Annotated in this window: 17 protein-coding genes; 3 read left to right on the top strand and 14 right to left on the bottom strand. The window is 41.5% G+C overall.

Features of this window, described 5'->3' with window-relative positions; genetic code table 11:
• Position 1 precedes the first annotated feature (1 nt).
• Positions 2 to 1,351, top strand: a complete 1,350-nt coding sequence (locus JWR61_RS24405) for a voltage-gated chloride channel family protein (protein WP_301930291.1) — start codon at positions 2 to 4, stop codon at positions 1,349 to 1,351.
• Positions 1,352 to 1,460: 109 nt separating this feature from the next.
• Here JWR61_RS24405 and JWR61_RS24400 read toward each other — a convergent pair whose 3' ends face one another.
• Together JWR61_RS24400 and JWR61_RS24395 are read right to left on the bottom strand one after the other, a co-directional pair.
• A complete protein-coding gene (locus JWR61_RS24400; protein WP_301930290.1) occupies positions 1,461 to 1,589 on the bottom strand; it encodes a hypothetical protein in 129 nt (42 codons plus the stop codon).
• Positions 1,590 to 1,725: 136 nt separating this feature from the next.
• Positions 1,726 to 2,988: an aminotransferase class I/II-fold pyridoxal phosphate-dependent enzyme gene (locus JWR61_RS24395; protein WP_301930289.1), complete on the bottom strand. Its 1,263-nt coding sequence runs from the start codon at positions 2,986 to 2,988 to the stop codon at positions 1,726 to 1,728.
• A 241-nt stretch (positions 2,989 to 3,229) separates the two neighbouring features.
• On the opposite strand from JWR61_RS24395, the gene pafA reads away from it, so the two are divergent.
• Together pafA and JWR61_RS24385 are read left to right on the top strand one after the other, a co-directional pair.
• On the top strand, positions 3,230 to 4,900 hold the full coding sequence (pafA, locus tag JWR61_RS24390; RefSeq protein WP_301930288.1) for an alkaline phosphatase PafA: 1,671 nt from the start codon (positions 3,230 to 3,232) through the stop codon (positions 4,898 to 4,900).
• 124 nt (positions 4,901 to 5,024) lie between these two features.
• Positions 5,025 to 5,618, top strand: a complete 594-nt coding sequence (locus JWR61_RS24385) for a 2OG-Fe(II) oxygenase (protein WP_301930287.1) — start codon at positions 5,025 to 5,027, stop codon at positions 5,616 to 5,618.
• 2 nt (positions 5,619 to 5,620) lie between these two features.
• Here the strand turns inward: JWR61_RS24385 and JWR61_RS24380 are convergent, their stop codons facing one another.
• The 12 genes from JWR61_RS24380 to JWR61_RS24325 all read right to left on the bottom strand — a co-directional run bounded on the left by JWR61_RS24380 (position 5,621) and on the right by JWR61_RS24325 (position 23,065).
• On the bottom strand, positions 5,621 to 6,163 hold the full coding sequence (locus JWR61_RS24380; protein ID WP_301930286.1) for a DUF1415 domain-containing protein: 543 nt from the start codon (positions 6,161 to 6,163) through the stop codon (positions 5,621 to 5,623).
• A gap of 81 nt (positions 6,164 to 6,244) precedes the next feature.
• Complete coding sequence (locus JWR61_RS24375; protein WP_301930285.1) at positions 6,245 to 6,670, bottom strand: RNA-binding protein; 426 nt, start codon at positions 6,668 to 6,670, stop codon at positions 6,245 to 6,247.
• A 168-nt stretch (positions 6,671 to 6,838) separates the two neighbouring features.
• Positions 6,839 to 8,455: a murein L,D-transpeptidase gene (locus JWR61_RS24370; RefSeq protein WP_301930284.1), complete on the bottom strand. Its 1,617-nt coding sequence runs from the start codon at positions 8,453 to 8,455 to the stop codon at positions 6,839 to 6,841.
• Positions 8,456 to 8,691: 236 nt separating this feature from the next.
• The gene (rplI, locus tag JWR61_RS24365; protein ID WP_301930283.1) at positions 8,692 to 9,138 is read right to left on the bottom strand and encodes a 50S ribosomal protein L9; all 447 of its coding nucleotides are present in this window, start codon (positions 9,136 to 9,138) and stop codon (positions 8,692 to 8,694) included.
• A gap of 85 nt (positions 9,139 to 9,223) precedes the next feature.
• On the bottom strand, positions 9,224 to 9,490 hold the full coding sequence (gene rpsR, locus JWR61_RS24360) for a 30S ribosomal protein S18 (protein WP_290335891.1): 267 nt from the start codon (positions 9,488 to 9,490) through the stop codon (positions 9,224 to 9,226).
• Positions 9,491 to 9,492: 2 nt separating this feature from the next.
• Positions 9,493 to 9,849 carry a 30S ribosomal protein S6 gene (rpsF, locus tag JWR61_RS24355; RefSeq protein WP_301930282.1) on the bottom strand — a complete coding sequence of 119 codons (357 nt, stop codon included), beginning with the start codon at positions 9,847 to 9,849 and terminating at the stop codon, positions 9,493 to 9,495.
• Positions 9,850 to 10,110: 261 nt separating this feature from the next.
• A complete protein-coding gene (locus JWR61_RS24350) occupies positions 10,111 to 16,248 on the bottom strand; it encodes an alpha-2-macroglobulin (RefSeq protein WP_301930281.1) in 6,138 nt (2,045 codons plus the stop codon).
• Between the two features lie 310 nt (positions 16,249 to 16,558).
• On the bottom strand, positions 16,559 to 17,434 hold the full coding sequence (gene sucD / locus JWR61_RS24345) for a succinate--CoA ligase subunit alpha (protein ID WP_290335894.1): 876 nt from the start codon (positions 17,432 to 17,434) through the stop codon (positions 16,559 to 16,561).
• Positions 17,435 to 17,570: 136 nt separating this feature from the next.
• Positions 17,571 to 18,398: an ABC transporter ATP-binding protein gene (locus tag JWR61_RS24340; protein ID WP_301930280.1), complete on the bottom strand. Its 828-nt coding sequence runs from the start codon at positions 18,396 to 18,398 to the stop codon at positions 17,571 to 17,573.
• Positions 18,399 to 18,467: 69 nt separating this feature from the next.
• Positions 18,468 to 19,211 (bottom strand): ABC transporter permease, encoded by a 744-nt coding sequence (locus JWR61_RS24335; protein ID WP_290335896.1) that lies wholly within the window; start codon positions 19,209 to 19,211, stop codon positions 18,468 to 18,470.
• Between the two features lie 141 nt (positions 19,212 to 19,352).
• Positions 19,353 to 21,701 (bottom strand): NADP-dependent malic enzyme, encoded by a 2,349-nt coding sequence (locus tag JWR61_RS24330; protein ID WP_301930279.1) that lies wholly within the window; start codon positions 21,699 to 21,701, stop codon positions 19,353 to 19,355.
• Between the two features lie 173 nt (positions 21,702 to 21,874).
• On the bottom strand, positions 21,875 to 23,065 hold the full coding sequence (locus JWR61_RS24325) for a M20 family metallopeptidase (protein WP_301930278.1): 1,191 nt from the start codon (positions 23,063 to 23,065) through the stop codon (positions 21,875 to 21,877).
• Positions 23,066 to 23,088 lie beyond the last annotated feature (23 nt).

Below are 23,088 nucleotides of genomic sequence, written 5' to 3'. Positions count from 1 at the left end.
GATGAATACAACAAAATATGCAGCGACGCAATTACACATTGCCAAACAATTACTTCGCTGGACACTTATTATTCTCCCCGTTTCTATATCAATTGGTTTACTGGTAGCTTTCTTTTTATGGCTGCTGGATATTGTTACCGTTTTACGCTGGCAACACCTGTGGCTTATTTTTTTATTGCCATTTGCAGGTATTTTAATTATCTGGCTTTACAACAGGTTTGGCAAAAACAGTCATGCAGGTAACAATTTAATTATTGATGAAATACATGAGCCGGGCGGCGGTGTTCCTTTCCGCATGACGCCGCTGATTTTATTCACTACCATCATTACGCATTTATTCGGCGGCTCCGCCGGCCGCGAGGGCACCGCTGTACAAATGGGTGGCAGCATGGCTTCGCAGTTTGCTGACTGGTTTAAATTATCGGTATACGATAAACAGATTCTCCTGATGTGCGGTATGTCTGCCGGCTTTGCAGCCGTGTTTGGTACACCGGTAGCAGGTGCTGTATTTGCACTGGAAGTATTGTACATCGGCCGCATCAAATATGACGCATTGATTCCCTGTTTAATTGCAGGCATCGTCGCACATATTACCTGTGTATCCTGCGGCATTCAGCACACGCAATATACCATCGCCTTCAAAAGCACTAGTGATTCTTTTTTCCCCCATATTTCATTCGATCTTTTTTTATTAGGTAAGGTAATTATTGCGGGAGTTCTGTTTGGCTTTGCGGGATTTGGCTTTGCTTCACTATCCCATGCTATAAAAAATAAAAGCAGGCAGTTTATTACAAACCCTTTACTGGTACCGGTTGTAGGTGCCGTACTTGTTGTTGGAATAAGTTACCTGCTTGGCACTTTTGATTACCTGGGTTTAGGCGTTACCAATCCGAAACCGGATGGCATCAGTATTGTCAATGCTTTCAAAGTAGGCGGAGCAGGCTATCTGAGTTGGTTCTGGAAATTATTATTGACGGCCATAACACTGGGCATGGGCTTTAAAGGTGGCGAAGTAACACCGCTATTTTTTATTGGCGCAACGCTGGGTAACATGCTCGCAACCATCAGCGGTGCACCTGTTGATCTAATGGCCGGCCTTGGCTTTATTGCCGTATTTGCAGGTGCTACCAATACACCACTCGCCTGCACTTTAATGGGTATAGAATTGTTTGGATCTGAAAATATAATATACTACGCCGTGGCCTGTTTCACTGCCTACTATTTTAGCGGACATTCGGGTATTTATAAATCGCAAAGGGTTGCCGTTACAAAATTATCGCCGGTAAAAGAAAATAGAATCAGCTCTTTATCTTCTTCTTCAAAAGAAGATAAAGAAAGGCACAAAAAATGATTTATTAAGCAGGTGATAATTTTTTAAAAAAAAGTAAAGGCATCATTCTTTAACCAATGATGCCGTCGCATAAGTTTAATTATATCGCTCCGTAAAATTTGGTAAATAGTTAGGCTCTTATCTTCAGGTGTATCCAGTAAAAAAGCAACCAGAATGCCACTTCCAATACGGTTACTATAACGACTCCCATCCACAGGGTTTTATTGTCCTGCTGTACATTTGCTACTTTCTGATACATGATTGATTGATTAAATGACTATGATAAAAGTTAAAAACGTTGTTCGGAGCTCAGTACAAAATGGGAAGTTTCAATCAATCAAATTAAATCAAAAAGTATTGAAAATATCAAATTATAGTAAACCTGCTTTGTAATGTTAGGCTGATGCTTTCTCTGCCATATCCGGAATATCTACGGCCTTATATTTACCGGCATCCAGTTTTTTCTTGGTGGCTTCAAATGCATCCAGTGTTTTTTCAATGTCTTCATCGGTGTGAACGGCGGTAGGTATCAGGCGGTAAATAATATCACCTTTTGGTATAACCGGGTAAACAACAATTGAACAAAATATATGATAATTCTCCCGGAGGTCCATTACCATTTGCGTGGCTTCAGGCACATCACCTTTCATGTAAATCGGTGTAACGGGACTGTTGGTATCACCAATATCAAAACCTCTTTCCTTCAACCCGCTTTGTAAACGGTTTACGTTGTACCATAACTTTTCTCGCAGTTCGGGCATGGTCTTTATCATATCCATCCGCTTCAGCATACCTTCCACAACTAATAACGGAACACTCTTTGCAAATATTTGTGAGCGCACATTGTAACGCAAATATTTTATTACAGCTTTAGGGCCGCAGATAAATCCGCCGAGGCTACCTAAACTTTTCACCATGGACGAAAAATACAAATCAATGCCATCCTGGCAACCCTGTGCTTCATCTGCACCGGCCCCTGTTGGGCCCATGTAGCCAAAGCCATGTGCATCATCAATCAAAATTCTGAATTCGTATTTTTCTTTTAATGCAACAATTTCTTTTAAAATGCCCTGTTCTCCATCCATACCAAATACACCTTCTGTAATTACCAGTATACCGCCACCCTGTTTGGCAGCCAGCTCGGTAGCACGTTGCAGTTGCTTTTCGCAATCCTCAATATCGTTGTGTTTAAAAGCGTAGCGGTGTCCCATGTGCAGCCTTACCCCGTCTACAATACAGGCATGTGCCTCTGCATCATACACAATTACATCACGGCGGTTTACCAATGCATCAATGCAACTCATAATGCCCTGGTAACCGAAGTTCAGCAGCATGGTATCTTCTCTTTTTACAAACTGGCTGATCACTTTTTCCAATGCATCGTGCATATCAGTATTGCCACTCATCATACGGGCACCCATGGGGTTTCCCATACCATATTTTACAGCAGCTTCCGCATCAACCTTTCTTACTTCCGGGTGATTTACCAGGCCGAGGTAATTATTCAAACTCCACACAATCATCTCTTTTCCCCTGAACTGCATTCTTGGTCCCAGTTCGCCTTCTAATTTCGGGAAGGCAAAATAACCATGCGCCCTGTCCATATGCTGGCCGATCGGGCCGCCATCTTTTACTAATTTTTCAAAAACATCTGCCATACTATTGCGGTAGTTTTAAAGGTTTTCGTCCTGGCTTCACTTTTTTATAGCAACATCCTTGCGTCGCCCTCTTGTGCTATATACCAATGGGCATCATTGGCGTTCAATCCGAAACAGTATTATCTCAAATTGGCTAACCGGCTGCAAATTTAAGGCTTTTGCCATCAAATAAACCAGCTTAACAGAACAACGGCGCCAATCGCATTGGCCTGCTTCTACTATCTTTGAAAAAAATACTCGCATGGGCCAAAAATCGTTGATTGTTGTTTGTTTATTATTAATTATGGGTGCTGGCGGGGCAGCACAACCTGGGAAAAAAGTGCCAGCTAAACCTTTAGCGCCGCAACAGCAGTCAGCCAAACCTAAACTAATAGTTGGTATCGTGATCGACCAGATGCGGTGGGATTATTTGTATCGTTTTAATCAACTGTATTCTGCCAATGGTTTCAAACGGCTCATGGGCGAAGGCTTTAGCTGTGACAATACGCTCATACCTTATACGCCAACCTATACAGCACCGGGCCATACCTGCATTTATACCGGTAGTGTGCCTGCTGTGCACGGCATTGTTGGTAATAACTGGTATGATAAATCCCGCAATGTAAATGTTTACTGTACGGACGATTCAACTGTAACCACGGTGGGTAATGCGCCAGATGATGCCGGCAAAATGAGCCCTGAAAATTTGTGGACAACAACTATTACAGATGAACTAAGATTAAGCAACAATTTTAAAAGCAAAGTAATTGGTATAGCACTTAAAGATCGCGGCGCTATTTTGCCTGCAGGACACAGTGCCAATGCGGCCTACTGGTATGATGATAAAGGTGGTAAATGGATCAGCAGCACCTATTATATGAAACAGGTGCCGGACTGGGTAAATAATTTCAATGCGAAAGACTTTGCCGGAACATATATGGCTAAGGACTGGAATACACTGTTGCCAATTGATCAGTATGATTTAAGCACTCCGGATAATGAGCCATATGAAAATGCAATTCCAGGCGAGACAACAGTTACGTTTCCGCACAAATTATCTGCTATCACAACGGGCAAATACAACTCTTTCCGCACCACACCTTTTGCCAACACTTTTACTTTTGATTTTGCAAAACTGGCAATTGAAAATGAGAAATTAGGAAACAATGCGGTTCCGGATTTTTTGACTGTCAGTATTTCCTCAACAGATTATGTCGGGCATACATTCGGTCCAAATTCTGTTGAAGCAGAAGATACCTATTTGCGGCTGGATAAGGATATCGCCAGCTTCCTGGATTATCTTGATCAGAAGGCCGGCAAAGGAAATTACCTTGTTTTTTTAACAGCCGATCATGGCGCCGCACATATACCGGCCTTTTTAGCTGAGCATAACATCCCCGGTGGTGCAGTAAGCGATGCGGAAATCGCCAAAGAAATAAATACGGCTATTGAAACAACCCTGGGTTTAAAAAACGCAGTGTTATCTGTACAAAATTACCAGGTGTATTTAAATTTCGCAGAAATAGAAAAGCAGGGAAAAGATAAAGCTGCCATTGTAAACATGGTTATAAAAACCTTGCAACAAAAGCCTTATATCGTAAACGTATTTGAGATCAGCAAGCTGGCATTGGCTGCAATACCGGAGCCGCAAAAAGAAATGATGGCTAACGGCTATAATCCAAAAAGAAGCGGCGATATACAGTTTACTTTTAAACCCGGTTATTTTGACGGAGGCAGCAAGGGCACTACACATGGTTTATGGAACCCCTATGATGCTCATATTCCCTTATTATTTTTTGGATGGAATATTCAGCCGGGAAAAACCAATCGGGAGATCCATATGACAGATATTGCTGCAACTTTGGCGGCATTACTGCAGATACAAATGCCCAGCGGTTGTGTAGGAAAAGTGATTACAGAAATTACAAAATAATACAGTTATAGATCATTCCAAATTAATTGAATTGATTAGTAACGCAAATACCCACCGTTGTAAATCGGATACGCTTTAATATTTGTATTAAATAAAGCCTACCTTGTTCGCCTCAAACAAAAAAATGCAACAGCAATTTGAAGAACTGATCAATAGTTTTATTGATACCAATGTAGGTATTGCCGATCATTTTTTATCAACCGCACTGTCTTCCAGCCTGCAGCAAAATATCCAGCAGTTGCAGGATGATAAGCAAATGAAGTATGCCGGTATCGGCAATGAAACTGTAGCGGATGCCACGCAGCAAATGCGGGGCGATAAAATCAGCTGGCTGGATAAAAAGAACAATAATATCAACGAACAGGAATTCCTGGAAAAGGTGGAAGATTTTATTGATCACCTCAACAAAACATGTTATACAGGTATCAATGACTACGAATTTCATTACGCCATCTATGAGGAGGGCTGCGCCTATAAACGGCATAAAGACCAGTTTAAAACAGACAATAAAAGAAAGTACTCGCTGATTTGCTATTTAAATAACGACTGGAAAGTGGCTGATGGCGGGCAACTGATGATTTATCAAAATGATACTGCACAGAGTATTTTGCCCACTGCTCAAAAAGCTGTTTTCTTTAAAAGCGCTGAAATGGAACATGAAGTTTTACTCGCCCATAAATCCAGGATGAGTGTAACCGGTTGGTTGAAACAGCGGTGATTTTATAAGCAGGTATCTCTTAACATTTGCATGTATTGCACACCCTTTTCCCTTGCAAAATGAATATTGTTATCCGGAATATTTTCAGGATCGGGGTAACGCTCCAGTGCCTCTTCAATTTGGGCTTCTCTTAATAAATGCAGCATCGGATATAGTGACCGGTTGGTATAATTGGCCGCATCTTTTACAGGTGCTTCTCCAAAAATATATTGCGGGTGAAAACTAGCTACCTGGTAAACACCTTCATAGCCATTCGACTCAAGCAGGTCTTCGGCTTCGCTCACCAGGTCAAGAAAATCATCGAACTGGCTAAAGCCATTTGGAAAAATAAGCAGTGTTGTTACAATGGTATCATCTTCATCCAATCGTTTACATTCCCTTAAAAATACTTCCAGGCATTCGCTATTAATTCCGCTCGCTTCTACCTGGTAATGCACGCTGTTGTGTTTCATTTCCTTAGCAGCAAACGGGCAGAAATTGCAGGCTATCACCACACTGGTGATCCATTTTTTTGTTTGCGCAGTTATTAGTTCCGGAGATATCATTTGAAAGGATTGTAAAACATAAGTGCATAAAAAAATCCCTCACAAAAAGTGAAGGATTTTTTTTATCGGTAAATGAGTTAATCAATAATCTCTGTTGTAACCGCCACCGCCGCCGCTTCTGTTGCCGCCGCCGCCATAACCACCGCTGCCGCCACTTCTTCCGCCGCCGCCGCCATAACCGCCGCCGCCACTTTTCTTGTAGCCGCCACCGCCGCCACTACCACCACTGCCGAAGCTGCGTTTTTTGTAACCGCCTTCACCTTCCGTACGTGGTTGTGATTCGTTTACAATTAATTTACGGCCTTGTACTTCGCTTTCGTTTAAACTGGCAATAGCTGTTTTAGCAGCTTCTGCGTCGTCCATTTCAACAAAACCAAATCCTTTGCTGCGGCCGTTCATTTTGTCTTTTAAGATTTTGGCACTTGTAACTGTACCAAATTGTGAGAAGAGACTGCTTAGATCTTCATCAGTCATCGTCCAACTGAGGTTTCCTACGTAAATGTTCATTGTAAAAACTTTTTAAAATTAAATAAAAACTTTAATGCCTTAGTGGGTACAATGAACTGAAAACGGACTTCGAAAAAGACATCTATCAGCTAACGACGAAATACTAAAACCATTAATGCAATACAAATGTAACTATTTATTTAAAAAAACAATAATTTTCAAAAAAAATCATATTCCAGGGCTTTCGAGCATCATTTTAGCCAAACGGGCGTCTCTTTTATACACATCATTTCTAAAATTAAGTTTGCCCTGCCTGTCCACCCAGGCAGTAAAATAGGCGATAAATACCGGCAGGGTCTTTTTCAATGTTACATATTGTTCCACACCTTTATTCATAGCCTCGGTTATTTTTCGTTCATTCCAGGCACTATCATTTCTCAAAAGATATTCCGCCAGTTTTTTTGGTTCTGCGAGGCGTATGCATCCGTGACTAAAAGCCCTTTTATCTTCATTAAACAAAGATTTCGCGGGTGTGTCATGCAGGTAAATGCTGTGGGTATTAGGGAATAAAAATTTCACCAGACCCAGTGAATTATCCGGCCCTGGCTTCTGGCGTACATTGCCTCCGTTCCATTCCATATTGTGCTCTGCAAGGTAATTGGGGTTTTTTCTCATGGCAGGCAAGGTTTCATTTTTTAATATGCTTGCCGGAATATTCCAGTAAGGACTAAAAACAATGTATTTTAACTCCCCGTTAAAAATAACCGTTTTATGTTCATCTTTACCCACCACCACATTCATGCTGAAGGCGATACTGTCATTTTCGTATACATGCAATTTGTATTCAGGAATATTAATCACAAGGTAATTGTTGATCAATGTTACCGGAACCCAACGGCTGCGCTCCATATTGACGATGAGCTGTTCGATTCGTTTATCCAGCGGGTAATTCATTTCAGCCAGCAGCGCTGTGTTTACAAGTCCGTCTTCTTTGTAACCAAGCCTGTGTTCAAAATTTTTTACACCCTGCAGCAGAGCCGAATCAAATATGTTGGATTGATTATTTGCAGGCACGTCTCCCAACAGGTAAAGTCTTTGCCGTATGGCCCCAACAGTTGCAGAAGAGTCCATTAATTTGTAAACTTTTTTATCACCCTTAATTACCGTTAGTGGTCCCTGCGCATTTAACTGGTTGTATTTTTTTAGATAATCTTTCAGCAGATGATACTGCCGGTATACAGGGTCTTTTTGCAATATGCCGGCTCCGTTTACCAATGAATCGAGTAATTGCTGCGTAGTTAACTTTTTTCGGGGCAGTAACCATTCTGTTGAAAGTGATTGTTTTTCGCTTATACCCTGCCATACTTTTTTTGCATAGGCCAGGTATTGTGAGGTTAGCATCAGTTCTGTCACAGGGGCAATTTTTATTGCGCCTTCTTCCGTTTCCATCAGGCCAATAAATGCTGCTTTGTAGGGTACTTCCCCGGGCATTCCTTCATCCCTGATGTTGACGATGCGGTTGTATAAGTTGTGTGCCGGTTCTATCATACCGCTGTCATCATACCAGGCATAAGCGTAATTCCTGCTTTTATAAAAGGCAGTGATATCTTTCTGAAAGGACCTGAATTTGGGAAAGCTATCAACAAACTTTTTAATGATGCTGCTGTCGAAGGTAATTTTCGTTTGATTGCTGAAGCTTCCCTGGATGCCCATTCCGGTTGGAGATACTTTTGGAACGGTATCTTTACCAAGGGAGGGAGTTTTACTGGACGTATTATTACAATCAGTGAAAGCAATACTTACAAATGAAAGGCTAAATATAAAGAGCAAAAATCTGTTTATCATGACCGTGTTGGTGTTTAGATGGATGCAAATATTATCGTACCGGTAATGCTAAAAGGAAGACTGGAGATGTTCTATAAAGGTAACCTTTTACGGTAGGATTGGGAAGAGCATTCTCTAAGGTTGTAGCGCCAAAGCGTATAAAGAAAATGACAACAAAGGAATATAATTATTAAGATGCCGGACAAAAAAATCCGCCCGGTAAAACCAGGCGGATTTTTATTTCATTGACTTGTATTTTATTCAGCAGTTACTTCAAATTCAACTTCAGTTTCGTTACCGTTACCAAAATCAATTTTTGCTTTAAACGTGCCTAATTCTTTTACTTCATCAAGGATGGTGATACGACGGCGGTCAATTTCGTACCCTTTTTGTTCTTTGATTGCACGTGCAATCTGAACGGAAGTTACACTACCGAAAATTTTACCGGTTGTACCTGTTTTAGCACCAATTTTCAATGGTCCGCTGGTTAAAGCTGCAATAACGATGTTCAATTCAGCTAATAATTTAGCTTCTTTCTTCGCTTGCTGTTTAACTTTTTCTTCCCTTTGTTTCAGGTTACTTGGGCTAGCCTCGATTGCCAGTTTGGAAGGAATTAAAAAGTTACGTCCGTAACCATTTTTTACGGTAACCAGTTCGTTGGCACTGCCAAGGTTGTTTACATCCTGTATTAATATTACCTGCATGTTGTTTGCATTTTTACCCAATCCCTGCCGATCGTTGACTGGCAGATAAGACTTTCCCTATTGAAAGGTTAGGGTGGTGAAAAAATTATTTTAATAAATCTGTAACGTAAGGCAGAATAGCCATTTGACGGGCTTTCTTTACCGCATCGCTTACTTTACGCTGAAACTTCAAAGAGTTTCCGGTTAAACGGCGGGGTAACAATTTACCTTGTTCGTTCAGGAATTTTTTCAAAAAATCGGCATCTTTATAATCGATATAATGAATGCCCATCTTTTTAAAGCGGCAATATTTCTTTGGACGCTTGTCAGCTTTGATTGCTGTGAGATATTTGATCTCGTTTGGTTTTGCCATGATTATGCCTCCGCTTTTTCATTTGGTGAATATTTTCCGCCACTTCTCTTTTTGGTGTTGTAATCGACGGCGTATTTATCGAGTACAGTATACATGTGACGCATCACTGATTCGTCACGTAAAAGTTGAGTTTTCAACTTTTCATTGAAGTCGGTTGGCGCTTTATACTCCATTACCCAGTAAAGACCAGTAGTCTTTTTGGCAATGGGATAGGCCAGCGATTTTAGTCCCCATGGATTGGTGTGCAATACTTCACCACCATTGTCAGTAACAATAGCAGCAAATTTTTTCTGAGCGGCTTTGAATTCCTCTTCAGACAACACCGGGGTAAAAATCACCATCAATTCGTAGTTGTTCATTTTCCCTTGTTTATTGTTTAAAAATTGGTTAATTCCGTACACAAATGTTTACGGGGCTGCAAAGGTAGGGATTTAATGGATAATTTATCAGTGGATAATGGATAAATTTTACGATACACGGCCCATTTATCTGATTTATTGCCGTTTCCGTTACATTATTTTCTAAAATTTCCTCCATTAAAGATTTTAAACGATGCATTTTTGTAAAACAAAATCCCTTCGAACTTTTGGAGCCAGATTGCCCCTCCAGAGCCGAATGGGTTACTGAGCTTCCACTTTCACCCTAATCCCCTCACTATGGCTGGTAAATTCAGGTGCATACATACATTGGATGCTCGTAATACCATTGCTGAAATTACCGGCATGCGTTACAAACAGGGGATATTCAAAAACATAGCTGCCACGTGGTAACCAACCAAAAAAGAAATTGGTACTGGCATCTTTGGTACTTTCATAATAGCCCAGACCGCCCTGCCATTTGTACTGGCTGATGACGTTCACCGGTTCCATACAGGCAGCACGCATATCTTTCATGTGTACATATTCCATATCCCTATCCACTTTTAATTCAATACGCACAATTACTTTGACACCGATTTTCAGTTCAGCGTTATCCGAAATAGGCTCCAGCACCGGGCCCTTGTCAGAATTCTTTTCAATAAATAATTTTTTAGCCAGTTTGAGTGGCGTTTCAGCAAAAGTTATTTTATCAAGGTCTTCAAAATATTGCCAGTAAACACTTCCCCATGAGGCTTCCTTGCTGTGTAAAGAAGGGTTTTGGGTGTTTGTTGACTTGATATCTACCTTGATGTTACCCATCACTGCATTTACTTTTTCTCCTTCAATTGTTTTTTTGAAGTAACCTGTTCCGGCTTCTGTTTTATCATCGGTGCTTTTTATTACTGTATTGCCTAGGTTAATAGCTATCTCTTTTTCTGTGTTTAACCAGCTGTTGCCGTTCAGCAGCAGTGCATAGCAAGCCTCTGCGGTAGCTTTGGTAGTCTTCCAGTTTTGTGTTTGCTTTTGTTTTAGCAACCAGGTTTTAAGGTCATCAACGGTAGTGGTATTTTTATCAATGTCAGAAAAGGCTTCTATCATCAAGGCCTGGCTTTCAATCGGCGCCTGGTACCAGTAATAGCCCCCGTTGGTCCATTCTTTCCAATACATACCCAGTTCTTCTTTATTGATGGCATTTTCTTTCAATGACCGGATGATCGCTTTGGGTATTACGGCATCATTGGTACGGTTCAGTGCCAATGCAATCATGGCCTGCAGGTATTTACTGTTGCTGAGCCAGTATTTTTTTGCCTGCTCACGGTAATAGGTGTAAGCGGTTTGCGACGCAGCTGCGACAGGTGTTTCTGTAAAAAAACTCCGCATGTACAGGTACTGGATGGCTGTGTTGCTAAGGTTATTCTTTTTAAGGTCTGCTTTTAGTTTAATCAGGGCATCATAATCTGCTTTAATCTTTTTATCCAGGTAGGGGAGCGCCTTATTCACCATCATCATCATGTCATTTACCTGGCTGTTATTGTTGCCGGGCAGCGCATTTAGCTTTTTTAAATGACCGATTCCTGTGAGGATGTATTGCGTAATGTACCGGTCATCCGAGCCACCTTTAAACCATACAAAACCACCGTTGCTGCTTTGCATGTCTTTTAATTGCTGGATGACTTTGGTTGTTTCATTGCCCATCCTTACCAGGTCGAATAGCAGCGCAATATTTTTCTTTTGCTCCCTTTCATTTTTCGCATCCAGTACCCAGGGAGTTTCCTGAAGCAGGGCTGATTTTAGTTCTTCATTTTTTTGAAGATTGCTTAGCAAGGCTGCTGTATCAGTGGTGCGCCATTTGTCAAATACGGCTTTTATTTTCGGCGCACTATTACTTACAAAAGAAGCCAGTGTATTGGCGTAATAGCGGTTAAAAGTTTGTTCAGCACATTCATATGGATACTCCATTAGATAGGGTAATGCCTGCACCGCATACCAGGCCGGGTTTGCAGTGTACTCCACCGTTAGTGAGTGGTTGGTGATGGTTTGACTGCTGCCGCTGTTTAATAGTTTTTCAAATTTGAAAGTTTTGGAGGTCGTGTTTCTTAGATTGAGCGGCACTGTTTCTGTTACCAGCATGCGGTTGGTTAAAACAGGGATTGCCATTTCTTCACCGTCACTAAAGTTCCCTGCCTGTGAATCGGATTTATCAGAAGACATGGCTACTATGCGATAAGTCATTGCCGAGTTGAAGTTGAACGGTATTTCTATCGGGAATTTTACTGCTGCACTTTGCCCTGCCGCAACTGTAAAATACTGTGTTGGAAAAATGTTTTTAAACCAGCCATCCACCGATTCGTTGGTAGCAGCATCCAGCAATTCCAGTTGGGTGGTGCCGGTGATTTCTTTATCGGTTAGGTTTACAACCTTGGCGCTGAATTCAATGCCGTCGCCTTCTCTTAAAAAGCGGGGCGCATTGGGTTGTATCATCAGGGGCTTTTGTGTTACGGTTGTTTTTTCGGCATAGCCGCTAGCCAACGTTTTGGTATGTGCGAAAGTCATCAGCTTCCATTTGGTCAATGCCTCAGGGATAGTGAATGAAAAAGTTACATTGCCATCGGCATCGGTTTGCAAATCCGGGAAGAAGAAGGCAGTTTCGTTGAAGTTTTTGCGAATTTGGATGGATTGATCTTGTGTATTTGAATTGTTATTTAATGGGCGTTCGGCAGAATCCAATCTAACTGCAGCAATTATCTGATCTTCTTTTATTTCTTTTATTTGTTCATCATATTTTTTTGCACTAGCCATTGGTGCATTCAAAAGTTTTACTTCTGAAGCCGACCGTATTCTTCTTTCAACCAGACCACTACCAGCATAATCAATAGTATACTCGTTATTATATATTAGCTGATCATAAGACTTTGGATGGGTATTTAGATAAACATTATCCACCCGATTGTATTCTTCTGAACTCATTTCTTCAAATCCTTTATCTGTCCAGTTAACAGTATTGTACAATCCCGGCCAGATATTCAGTGCACTCCATGCATGTGGTTTAAACTGGTCCAGACTGGCATCGTACATGGCTGCCAGCATTTCTGCCGCCACTTTTTCGCCTTTGTTACCGCTGATTTTTACCGTCCATTTTTCTTCGCTACCGGGTAATAATTTATCCCGGAAAGTAGCATAGTCAATGGTGAGTTCTTTATTGCTCCAGGGAATATAAAAACTTTCATTGCCCTTGTATACGCGGTTGTGTTGTACAAATGCATAGCTAACATTCATGCCACCACGGTCTTTCTCCGTTACCAAAATTTCATTTTGAAATGGCTGGCCTGGTGTAATGGTGGGGTAGGCAGTCTTAGTGCCTTCTTCCATTTTAGTCAATGTATGAATCAGCCAGACGTTTTTAAAACCCGTTGCGATGTTATACTGTATTTTTTTACCAGGTTCCGATTGGTTGTTGTCTACCCTCACCTCCACCGCATTGGCAGTGATTGCTGTTTTGCTGTTGCTGAATAACTGCACGTATTTTTCAGTTTTCACTTCTTCACCATATTTATCTTTTGCAACAGCTACAATCTTGTACCACCCTGGTTTTAAAGACAGCCCTGCCAAAGCTATATTGTGGTTGGTGCTGTCGGTTTTTTCAAAAACTTTCGCAGCGGCTTCATAATTTTTTACTTCATTTTCATTCTTGTACACATCATACGGAAAGTAGCCATAGTATTCATCCCTGCTCATTACAAATTGGTCGGGTTGATCCCAATATCTTTCCCTGAAAATTTTTGCAGGTGTTTTTAATTCCTGGATGATAACCGTAGCGTTGGTGGTTTCTTCTATATCGTTCAGGTTGGTACTTTTTACGAGGATGTTTTTTAAACTGTCGGTTGACATTTTATCTGCAACGTTAATGTCCAATTGCAACATCTGGTAAGCAACGGCCACCGATGCTGAGCCGCTTCTTGTTTCACCATTCAGGTCCGTAACATCGGCGCTCACTTCATAGTAAAAAATAGGCTGTGTTTTTTTGTCGATGCTTTGATCAGGCAAAGCTTTGAATGTAACGTGGAATGCACCTGCTACGTCTGTAGTTGTTTCGCCATTGGTAATTTCCATTTCATCACTCCGGCCATACGGTACACCGGGCCTTCCTTTGCGGATATAGTTTCCCCAACCCCACCAAATGGGATAACGAACTTTACGCACCACCCGATATTTCACTTTTGCCCCATCAATATTGTTGCCCGCATAAGCTTTGGCGGTGCCGGTAACGGTAATGCTATCCATTAGCCGGTAAGTACCTTTTGGCTTTTCCACTTCAGTAAAAAACTTCGGGCGCTCGTATTCTTCCACACTAAAATATTGCTGCGATAGGGTGGCAGTGTCAAACAAATTAAACTGCCCGTTCAAAGTACCTTCGGGTAATTTAAAAGAACCATGATAGGATCCGTATTCATTCGTCACCAGGTGTACATCGGTTACCTTTTGCTGGTTGGCATCCCTCAATTGCAGGCTGGAGCTGAATTTGGGAAGAATGCTTGTTTCTGTAGCCTTTATGCCTTTTTGTAAAACGATGCCTTTAAAATAAACCGTTTGCCCCGGGCGGTAGATGGACCGGTCTGTAAATAAAAAAGTTACCGGCTTTACAACAGGGGTTTGTTCATACCCGTTGTAATACGTGTTGTAGGTTTCATCCTGCAAAAACAGTTCATCACCTGCTGTTTTTATCTGCAGTTTAATATTTCTGTAATCCTTGCTTTTCTTTAATTGAAAGAAACCATTTTTATCAGTCGTGTAACCCTCTGCTTTTGTATCATCATTGCCGCCACTCGAGTAATTGTATTTTGTTTCCCAAACCTGCACGATTGCACTGTTGTAGGGCTGGCCATTGTCGCGGTTCAGCACATAGTATTCATCTTTGTTATTGTTGATGTAACTGATATTGCTTACGTAAGTTAATTGTTTGGCGATGATATTTTTTTGGAGGGAAAAATCATTATTGAGGCTGGCAAGGATCAGGTAAACTCCGCCAGGCAACCCATCCACTTTAATTTCGGCAGCATGGGTTTGATAGTCCTTCAGATCGGGTAACGAAACACTCCATGTTTTAACAGCTTTCAGCGCCACAACATCTTTCCATAATTTGTCATAGTCACGCCGGTCCATTTTTTTTACTGCATCGACAGTAGTTTTTATCACGCGGAAGTAAACAGTGGCGGTATTTTTATAATTCACCAACGTTCTGAAAGGTGCATCCGGAATATTTACTTTTTCAGTTGCCAGTGTTAATGCAGGTTGGAGTATTTCTGTCAATAGATTTTGTGCATTGATGCCACCTTCACTTTTCGGGTATTTTGCAATGGCCTGCTCACACAATTCTTTTGCCCTTTTTATTTCGTACTGGTTGATTGTTGCGATAAATGGATCATACTGCTGACCTTTCTCACGGTAAATCTGCGCCCTTAAATACATGGCCTGTGCCGTGGCTTCATTACCGGCGTAGGTTGTTTCTATATTTTTTAATGCAGCTTCATACAAACTGTTTTTATTTTCATTGATAGCGTACTGGTGCATAAAGTTCAGGCGTATCAAATCAGCGTCCAGCAAGGCATCGGGGTTTTTATCTTTTAAATGAAAGCGGATAACTTCCTGCAATAGCTCAATGGCTTTAAAGTGCAGGGCACCAGTATCTTTTGTTGTAAAAGTTATGGTAACAAATTCAGCAGCGGGAACAAATGCAGCTGGGTTATTGATGGTGAATTTGTAGGCAGGTTTGATCAAATCCTGTTCATCATTTTTAAAATAATCCAACGCCCGGAATGCCAAAAAATCAAAAAGGGTAGGGCGGAGTTGCCTTGTGTTTTCACCTTTGATAATGACAGGATCAAAAACCTCTATTGTGCTTGTTTGCAACAGGCTTTTATCAGCCAGCGATGCCTTATATAATTTGCTGATGGTAGTATGCAATTTCTCCAGACTCCAGGTGCTGATGTCGGTTGCTTTTTCATCACTCAATGGTTTGCGGTTGTAGAATTTATATCGGTTATTTTGCAGGTACTGCCAGTACATTTCGGCCTGCATGCTTTGTAAAATATTTTTTGCGGGTGCTTTTGCCTGAGTGATTAATGTATCTACAAAAAATATATTGTTTTCCCTGCTGTCTTCCTGTACCATGTTGTGGTACTTAACCTGGTAGATAGCAGCTTTTATTTGTTGTGCATCATTGTTGCCTTTTACGGCCAATTTGTAAATAACAAGCACTTCTTTCAGGGCAGAACGGGTGAGGCCCTTTGTTTCAAAGGCCGCCACCTTTGACCAGTTTGTTGAATAATCTTTAGATTTTTGCGCCATAGTCTTAAATACTAACCCGGTAAAAATTACCAGTAAAAGGTTCTTTAAATACATGCCTGAATTTATTTTAATTACAAGATACAGCTTGTTGCCGGACTGTTATAATGGCGTACAATAGAGGCTGCAGTTAACAGATGTATGGGTCTGTCTCTTTACATAAAAGAACAGGTAATTTTTTTCTTTAACATTTTTTAAAGCGGCAGCAGACGGGCGGCACAGCTTTTGCGAACCACTGTTATAAAAGAAGAGAAGTTACAAAAGGGATACAACTGAAAGACAGTTTAATATCATTGCCCCTTGTGATTACTTTAAACATAAAGCCCCGGATTTCCGGGGCTTTATGTTTAATTCGAAAAGGAATAAATTATTTTTTTAGCACGTCTGCCATTGTCTTTCCAATATCAGCCGGACTTGCTACTACGTGAATACCACACGAGGTCATGATTTTCATTTTGGCTGCAGCCGTATCATCGGCTCCACCCACAATAGCGCCGGCATGGCCCATGCGGCGTCCTGGAGGCGCTGTCTGACCAGCGATAAATCCTACAACTGGTTTTTTATTACCTGTTGATTGAACATAATGTGCAGCTTCAGCTTCCATACCGCCACCGATTTCACCAATCATTACGATGGCGTCCGTTTCAGGATCATTCATAAACAATTCCACCGCTTCTTTGGTGGTTGTACCAATGATAGGATCGCCGCCAATACCAATTGCAGTTGAAATACCAAGGCCGGCTTTTGCAACCTGGTCCGCTGCTTCGTAAGTAAGCGTACCGCTTTTGGATACTATACCAATTCTGCCTTTCTTAAATATAAAGCCTGGCATAATGCCCACTTTACACTCTTCCGCAGTAATAATACCGGGACAGTTAGGTCCAATCAGCCTTGCGGTAGTGCTTTTTAAAAAGTTTTTCACTTTCACCATGTCCTGTACAGGTATTCCTTCTGTAATACAAACCACCAGCGCAATACCGGCATCAGCTGCTTCCATAATCGCATCAGCCGCAAATGCTGGAGGTACAAAAATGATACTCACATCTGCACCCGTTGCTTTAACCGCATCCGCTACAGTATTAAATACAGGCTTGTCCAAATGCGTTGTACCGCCTTTTCCCGGCGTAACACCACCCACCAGGTCAGTGCCGTATTCTATCATCTGTGTAGCATGAAATGTACCTTCTGTACCGGTAAAACCCTGTACAATAATTTTGGAGTTTTTATTAACGAGAACTGACATGGTATCGATTAAGAATTAGAAATGAAATATTGAAAATTTTCGCAAAGATAGGGGAGTAAATGTCAAAATTCGAAAATTAGCAAATTAGAAAACAGGCAAATGGTTTGCCCTGTTTTTATCTCTTTAAAGCGGTGATTTATTTTATCTCCTCCCCGTTATTCAGCATATCTTCCATGTTCCTGTCATCTGCAATGATGCCTTTGGCTTCCAGCATGCGCATGTCCTTGGCATCCTGTAAAAATTTAGAAGCGAAAATAAACTGGTTGAGTTTTTCATTTTTTGAAAAAATAATTTCTTCGTTGTTGCCGGTCCACTCTTTATGGCCTTCAAACATGTATAAAATATTTTCACCGATTTCCATAACGCTGTTCATGTCGTGGGTGTTGATCACGGTGGTCATGTTGAACTCTTTGGTGATCTCAAGGATGAGCTTGTCAATCACCATGGAAGTTTGAGGATCGAGCCCTGAGTTAGGCTCATCGCAAAATAAATATTTTGGATTCAATACAATAGCTCTTGCAATGCCGACCCTTTTTTTCATACCACCACTGATCTCTGCCGGAAATTTTTTATTCGCCCCTTCCAGGTTAACCCTGTCCAGTACTTCGTTTACCCGTTTTAATTTTTCACTGCTGCTCATTTTAGCAAACATATCCAGCGGGAACATCACGTTTTGTTCCACGGTCATACTATCGAATAAAGCTGAGCCCTGAAACAGCATACCAATCTGCTGGCGCAATGCCTTTCTGCCATCATCATCCATTTCGGTAAAGCTGATTCCGTCGTACAAAATTTCACCACTATCGGGTTCAAACAAACCCACCAGGCATTTTTGTAAAACAGTTTTTCCACTGCCGCTGGTTCCGATGATCAGGTTACATTTCCCAGTTTCCATCACGTGGCTTACGTCGTCCAGGACTACCTTTTCGTCAAAGCTTTTTTTGATATTTTTAAATTCAATCATACCGGGAGGCAGTTATAAGTTATAAGTTTTAGGTATAAGTGTTACACAGTAGCACAACCTCGTCGGTGATTAGTGTGTTAACAACATCTGTGTCAAAACATAATCAGCAAACAGTAGCATGATACAACTGACCACCACACTTTTTGTACTGCTGCGGCCAATTTCCAGCGCCCCGCCTTTTACATAATAGCCATAATAAGCCGGTATGCTGCTGATGATAAAAGCGAATGTATAAGATTTGATGAGTGCAAATGTCACATTATATGGAATAAATTTTAATAATAAACCCCTGTCAAACGTATCGGCAGACAATATGCCGGATGCAGCTCCTGCCAGCCTGCCACCCCATATCCCCAATACCATTGATATAATTACCAGTAGCGGAATGGTTAGCAATGCTGCAGTAATTTTGGGTAAAATAAGATAAGCTTTAGTGTTAATGCCCATGATTTCCAATGCATCTATTTGTTCACTAACCCGCATGTTACCCAACTCGCTCGCAATTTTACTACCAATTACACCAGCCAACACAATACATACTAATGTGGGAGCAAACTCCAGAATTACAGTATCCCTTACAATCTGTGCAATGGTTTCGGGTGCTATTAAAGGACTAACCAATTGATAAGATGTTTGAACGGCACTAACCGCACCAATAAATACTGAAATAATAGATACTATGCCCAGTGAGCCAATACCAATATCGTTGCACTGGTGCATGAATTCTTTCCAGTACATTTTTAAATTTTCGGGCCTGGTAAACATGCCTTTAAGCATTAAAAGATAGCGGCCGAAATGCGTGAAAAAAGTCATTATTGATTTGCAGTTTTATGTACAGGTTACTGTTTTGTTATAACTGTTGTTAAACGAAGATAAATTTTGATTCTGATATTTTGATAACAGCCGGCATTTGCCGGCTGTTATCAGTAACTGTAATTGTAAACCAAAGCAGTTTTATAAATCGTGCGCCCGTTTTTTTAAACGGTTGCCCCACTTACTTCTATCGATCTCTTCTCCTGGTTTTGATTCCCCTTTCAATTGAGCATCTACTACTGCTATCAACACCATATTAAAAATTGACCTGATAGAACTGCCCAATTGCAGCACATGCACCGGTTTTTTTAAGCCCAGTAAAACAGGTCCGATAGAATCCGCACCGCCTACTTCCTGCAATAAATTATAGGCAATATTACCGGCGGCAAGGTTGGGGAAGATGAGTGTGTTTACATCACCATCCAGTAGTTCAGTAAATGGATAATTGTCTTTTAAAATTTCTTTGTTAAACGCCAGGATACCCTGTACTTCGCCATCACAGACCAATTCAGGATCTTTCGCTTTTACTATTTCCCTTGCTTTACGCACCAGGTTAGCCTCGTCTGAATTACTGCTGCCAAAGTTGGAATAGGATAGCATTGCAATACGCGGAACAATATTAAACTGCTTTACTTCTTTTGCTGTTAACAAAGTAATCTCTGCCAGTTCTTCTGCGGTGGGATTGAAATTGATGGTTGTATCCGCTAAAAATAAGGGGCCACGTTTGGTGAGCAAAATGTACATGCCCGCTATTTTTTTAACGCCTTCCTCAGTGCCGATCGCCTGGATAGCCGGACGGATAGTTTCCGGATAGCTACGGGTTAATCCGCTGATCATACAATCCGCTTCGCCGGTTTCAACCAGCATACAACCAAAATAATTCCTGTCACGCATTATCTTATGAGCCTCATGCTTATTAACTCCCTTCCGCTGCCTTTTTGCATAAAACAATTCACCAAACCGTTTCCGCATCTCATGGTATTCTTCGGCCTTTGGATCAATGATCGGGATGTCTTCTAAATCAATACTGTTGTCCATTGCCAGTTTGGTAATTCTTTTTGCATCGCCTAACAAAATCGGGTAACCCACACCTTCTTCAATTACCAGTTGAGCAACTTTCAAAATCTTGATATTTTCGGCATCTGCAAAAACAACCCGTTTAGGATCTTTGCGTGCTTTGTTACCAATTACGCGGCTCAGCTGGTTATCAAGTCCAAGCCGTTTATTTAACTGCAGTTTATATTCTTCCCAATCTGTGATGGGATATTTTGCTACACCGCTTTCCATAGCAGCTTTAGCAACAGCCGGCGCAACAGTCGACAACAGGCGTGGATCAAGTGCTTTGGGGATGATGTAATCCGGGCCGAAAGAAATTGTTTTCGCATTGTAGGCAAGATTCACAATATCCGGTACAGGTTCTCTTGTTAATGCAGCCAATGCCTTTACAGCAGCCATTTTCATGGCTTCGTTAATGGTGGTTGCCCTGACATCAAGTGCCCCACGAAATATATAAGGAAAGCCAAGTACATTGTTTACCTGGTTAGGATAATCGCTTCGTCCTGTAGCCATGATAAGGTCTGGCCGGGCAGACGTAGCGGTATCGTACGCAATCTCCGGATCAGGATTTGCCAATGCAAATACGATTGGTTTTTTAGCCATGGATTTCACCATTTCCGGACTCACGATATTACCCTGGCTCAAACCAATAAATACGTCTGCGCCAACGAGTGCTTTTGCAAGATCGTAGTCTTTATACTTTGCATCCGTACAGAAATCTTTTTTCATCTCATCCACACCTTCCCGTCCGGTATAGATAATTCCTCTTCTGTCGAACACCATAAAGTTGTTACGGTTTGCTCCGAGCGCTTCATACAATTTCATGCAGGCTACTGCCGCAGCACCTGCCCCGCTTACCACGATACGTACGTCTCCAATTTTCTTTTTTTGTAATTCCAGGGCATTCAACAACCCAGCAGCGGATATAATCGCTGTACCATGCTGGTCATCGTGCATAATCGGAATTTTCAATTGCTTTTTCAATTCCTGTTCAATATAAAAACATTCGGGTGCCTTTATGTCTTCCAGGTTAATACCGCCAAAAGTGGGTTCCAGTGCTTTTACAATCTGAACAAATTTTTCCGGATCGGTTTCGTTGATCTCAATATCGAACACGTCAATGTCTGCAAAAATTTTGAACAGAACACCCTTACCTTCCATCACCGGTTTGCCAGCCTCGGGACCGATATTTCCGAGACCAAGCACTGCGGTGCCATTGCTGATAACCCCTACCAGGTTACCTTTTGCTGTATATTTATAAACATCCTCAGGGTTGGCGGCAATTTCAAGACAGGGTACTGCCACGCCGGGCGAGTAAGCTAAAGAAAGATCTCTTTGTGTCTTTGATTCCTTGGTGGGAACGACTTCAATTTTGCCTGGTCTGCCATTGGCATGATACTCCAGCGCCTGTTGTTTACTTAATTCGTTTGACATACTTTTTATTTAGCAATTTCGTTTTGCCGGCACATATAAAAACAACAACAATTGCCGGCTTTGAATGATAATTTTTTAATGCAATCAACTAGGCATAGCCAATTTAAAAATTGATGTAAGGTACATAAATGATTCTCAAAGAAATTGTAGTGCCGGATGGCAAAAGTGAAACGCTATTCAGCTCCGGTTGCACCCAGCAGGGCCATCATACCCATACCGATTTCGATGGCGTCTTCATCTATATTAAAAGTAGGAGTATGCACGCCAATTGAAATACCTTTTGCTTTATTGCCAACACCGAGCCTGAAAAAACAGCCGGGTAACTGGTGAGAATAATAGGCAAAATCTTCAGCCCCCATTCTTAATTCGGTTTCTTCTACATTGTTAATTCCGAGATAGTCTTCCCCTTTTTTACGGGCAGCTGCGCTGAGCGCTATGTTGTTTAAAACAAATGGATAACCCACATCAATCTTAATATCAATTTCGGCACCCATACTGTGTACCAGTTCTGTCGCCATTTTAATAATCAGTTCATGCGCTTTAAACCGCCACACTTCGTTCATTGCCCTGAAAGTACCCATCAGCTTAACTTCCGATGGAATTACATTGGTAGTAAAACCACCCTGGAAAGAGGTAATGGATAACACCGAAGGATTAAACGGATCATTGTTTCGGCTGATAATTTGCTGCAGGCTCACGATTAAATGCGATGCAATTAAAATGGTATCGGCTGTATTTTGCGGCGCTGCGGCATGACCGCCTTTTGCCCGCACGGTAATATAAATTTCGTCGGCGCTGGCCATTACCATACCGCCCCTGAAACTCAGTTTGCCTACTTCCAAACCGGGGTGAACATGCAACGCAAAAATGCTTTGTGGTGCCGGATTTTGTAACACTCCTTCTGTAATTAATAAACTAGCTCCACCTGGGTTTTTTTCTTCTCCCGGTTGAAAAATTAATTTTACACTTCCTTCCCATTCACCTTTTAAAGCAGCCAGTATTTTTGCCGCACCCAGCAGGCAGGTAGTGTGAACATCATGACCACAGGCATGCATAATACCTGGCACAGTTGACTTATAAGGAACATCGTTTTCTTCTGTGATGGGAAGCGCATCCATATCGCCACGTAAAGCAACAATTCTTTTATCCGGATTTTTGCCTTTAATTAAACCGATTACTCCGGTAGTCGCTTTTACTTCAAATGGAATATTCAGCGCTGCTAATTGCTGCTGAATATAGGCGGAGGTTTTAAACTCTTTGTAACTTAACTCAGGATTCGCATGCAGGTGGTGACGGACTTCAATCATTTCAGGGGCATATTGCCGGGCTAAATTTTTTATTTGCTGTTGAAGGGGGTCACTCACGGTAGGTATTTTATTATTAATGG

The organism is Ferruginibacter sp., assembly GCF_028288465.1.
GTDB lineage: Bacteria > Bacteroidota > Bacteroidia > Chitinophagales > Chitinophagaceae > Ferruginibacter.
The sequence above is the reverse complement of the archived record's forward strand: the minus strand, read 5'-3'. Positions and strand labels throughout refer to the sequence as shown.

Coding starts and splice junctions, on each gene's coding strand:
- JWR61_RS24330 (WP_301930279.1), bottom strand. CDS start 21,701: ATGTCAAACGAATTAAGTAAACAACAGGCGCTGGAGTATCATGCCAAT.
- rplI (WP_301930283.1), bottom strand. CDS start 9,138: ATGCAGGTAATATTAATACAGGATGTAAACAACCTTGGCAGTGCCAAC.
- JWR61_RS24340 (WP_301930280.1), bottom strand. CDS start 18,398: ATGATTGAATTTAAAAATATCAAAAAAAGCTTTGACGAAAAGGTAGTC.
- JWR61_RS24375 (WP_301930285.1), bottom strand. CDS start 6,670: ATGAACATTTACGTAGGAAACCTCAGTTGGACGATGACTGATGAAGAT.
- sucD (WP_290335894.1), bottom strand. CDS start 17,434: ATGTCAGTTCTCGTTAATAAAAACTCCAAAATTATTGTACAGGGTTTT.
- JWR61_RS24385 (WP_301930287.1), top strand. CDS start 5,025: ATGCAACAGCAATTTGAAGAACTGATCAATAGTTTTATTGATACCAAT.
- JWR61_RS24395 (WP_301930289.1), bottom strand. CDS start 2,988: ATGGCAGATGTTTTTGAAAAATTAGTAAAAGATGGCGGCCCGATCGGC.
- JWR61_RS24350 (WP_301930281.1), bottom strand. CDS start 16,248: ATGTATTTAAAGAACCTTTTACTGGTAATTTTTACCGGGTTAGTATTT.
- rpsR (WP_290335891.1), bottom strand. CDS start 9,490: ATGGCAAAACCAAACGAGATCAAATATCTCACAGCAATCAAAGCTGAC.
- JWR61_RS24405 (WP_301930291.1), top strand. CDS start 2: ATGAATACAACAAAATATGCAGCGACGCAATTACACATTGCCAAACAA.
- rpsF (WP_301930282.1), bottom strand. CDS start 9,849: ATGAACAACTACGAATTGATGGTGATTTTTACCCCGGTGTTGTCTGAA.
- JWR61_RS24380 (WP_301930286.1), bottom strand. CDS start 6,163: ATGATATCTCCGGAACTAATAACTGCGCAAACAAAAAAATGGATCACC.
- JWR61_RS24335 (WP_290335896.1), bottom strand. CDS start 19,211: ATGACTTTTTTCACGCATTTCGGCCGCTATCTTTTAATGCTTAAAGGC.
- pafA (WP_301930288.1), top strand. CDS start 3,230: ATGGGCCAAAAATCGTTGATTGTTGTTTGTTTATTATTAATTATGGGT.
- JWR61_RS24370 (WP_301930284.1), bottom strand. CDS start 8,455: ATGATAAACAGATTTTTGCTCTTTATATTTAGCCTTTCATTTGTAAGT.
- JWR61_RS24400 (WP_301930290.1), bottom strand. CDS start 1,589: ATGTATCAGAAAGTAGCAAATGTACAGCAGGACAATAAAACCCTGTGG.